This is a genomic window from Okeania sp. (assembly GCF_983059655.1).
Genome location: NZ_CEZPJD010001080.1, coordinates 1 through 2,174, shown reverse-complemented (window position 1 = coordinate 2,174; position 2,174 = coordinate 1). Strand labels below are relative to the sequence as shown.

The following is a 2,174-nucleotide window of genomic DNA, read 5'->3' as shown; positions in this document are numbered from 1 at the left end:
GGATTCTCTCTAGGGCTTTCCTCCATTGAAAAAGTTGAGTCCGGCGAATATGATGTAGTTTAATAAAACTAGCAACTCGTCGCCAATGACTCCAATCATGTTTGTTGACATCCTCCGGTCTCAACAAACATTTGGGGATTTTTTCTGATAAGTTTAAGGCTCTACGACCAATTACTAAAGCAGCAGCAGTGCCACTGTTTAAACCGTATTTAGCCATGTAATTAATCATACCTATCACGCTAGTAAAAGCGGGATTGACTGCGATCAATTGAACTCCAAATCTTCTACAACGTGACTCCAAAGCTTCTCTAAATATTCCCGTAGCTAAGTTGGAAAGCATCTCATTATAGACTTTACTTTCCTCACTCATCTGAGACTTTTTTTTACTGAAATCTAGAGACTCAATGGCTATTGCACATTCAAAAAACTCTGCTAAGAACACAACTTGACAAACAATATTTCTCATAGATGCTTGCCGTTGTCCTGTAGTTTGATTTTTCCATTGATACGGTATCTCTTCTAAATATTCAATATTACCATCCCACTTAACATAAGTAACTGAAATTGAATTAGCATTGAAATCAATACCTATACAACCATTTTTTCTGGTATGAATTACGGGAGTTTCTTGTACGTAAGTAGAAAGATGTATGTACCAATTATCCTGTTTATGTTCCCTGCGAAAAATAGAAATTGTGATAGGTTTTAAGCAATTTAAAGCATAATCCAAGTCTGAGCTTCTATATCTGCCATCCCTATCTAAAACAGAAAATTCTAACTGTATTTTCTGACCATATTTATCCTGTAATGGTCTAGGTAGTTGAACTTGTAGTTGATATAATCCATTCTCTTGTGATGGGAAAACTTTCATCATAGTTCCACCGCCAGGCTGAGATTTTCCCACACAGAAAAACCTGCCTGAACGTTTCTTTCTCCAATCAATACCCCATTCCTGTCTGGTTTTGTATCCGTTTTCTGCTAAATTATGTTGAGCATTAAATAATTTCTGCGAACCAAAACAAATATGTAAACGTTCTGTAGAGTTTAACTTCTTTAATTTTTGTTTCAGACGTTGTATTTTTTGAATTTTACTTTTTAAACCTAGCAATTGATTTTGAAATTTATTTCGAGCTTGTATATGTGGGAAGCCTTTTTTTGTTGCTAATTTTAAAGTTTTTTCTAGGGTAGTGATGAGTTTTTTTGCAGCCGTTGTTTTAGCTTTAATTTGGAGTTCTAGTTTAGTAATATTGTTAGTTTTAGCTATTTTTAATTGCTTGAAGCACGCTCGTGCTTCAGTGGCGATTGAGTCAGCCCATGCCCATTGGATGTTAAACCTCTTCATTAGACGCTTTTCGACAACGGATTCTGACAACTTCTCAGTTTGCATCCAGTTGAGAGCAGACCGTTTCCAGGATTCGTACAATACCCCCAGTTCCTCAAAGACAGGATGATATTCAATTTTTGCTTCTATCCCTCTCAAGGAACCATGAGACTTGGCCATTGCTAACATTGAATTATTTTACTCAAGGTTAGCATGGTTTGTCTAGGAATGTCAATAATATTTGCTATAGCTTTTACTTTTTCTTTTGCATAGTTTCTAGAGCCATATATTCGACATGAAAAACAGTGGATAATAGCCAACATATCTTCTACTAACTCCTGCTGTGGTGCTAGATTAGGCTGGTTGGCCACAATGATTTGACAACCGGAACGGTTCACTAATGTTTCAACTAAATCAAAAGCAAATCTACATAATCTATCTTTGTGGGCAACTATAATACTTTCTGTCTTACCATCTATAGCATCTATGACAATTTTTAAGAACTCTCGGCGCTTAAAATTCATGCCTCCGCCTATTTCACAAATCCACTGATCGACACATAAACCCTTAGCCAAACAAAATTGTGCCATAGCCTCTTTCTGGTTTTGTAGTTCGGTTTTTTGTTTAGCGGAAGATACTCGACAATAAACTACTATTTTTCGTTTGGTAGATTGAGGTTTTAACCCTCTTGCTACGGCTAAATCCTCTTCGGTATAATAGCGGTGATTTGACATTGTGCGCTTGGCTTTTAACTTTCCAGAATTATCCCAACGCTGTAAAGTTTTAACACTAACTCCTAATCTTTCTGCAAATTCGTTTGGTTTCATACCCTAGACATTTTGTATATATTTGT

General features: G+C 36.2%; 2 protein-coding genes. Both read right to left on the bottom strand.

All coding sequences use genetic code 11. The annotated features are described in order from the left end of the window. The coding region (locus AC3DU7_RS31980) for an IS200/IS605 family accessory protein TnpB-related protein (protein WP_488043253.1) at positions 1-1,501 on the bottom strand (1,501 nt) is incomplete at its 3' end. Positions 1,502-1,503: 2 nt separating this feature from the next. Further along, positions 1,504-2,148: an IS607 family transposase gene (locus tag AC3DU7_RS31975; RefSeq protein WP_488043252.1), complete on the bottom strand. Its 645-nt coding sequence runs from the start codon at positions 2,146-2,148 to the stop codon at positions 1,504-1,506. Between the last annotated feature and the right edge of the window lie 26 nt (positions 2,149-2,174).

Excerpts from the sequence above, each read along its gene's own strand:
- AC3DU7_RS31975 (WP_488043252.1), bottom strand. The coding sequence starts at position 2,148 with ATGAAACCAAACGAATTTGCAGAAAGATTAGGAGTTAGTGTTAAAACT.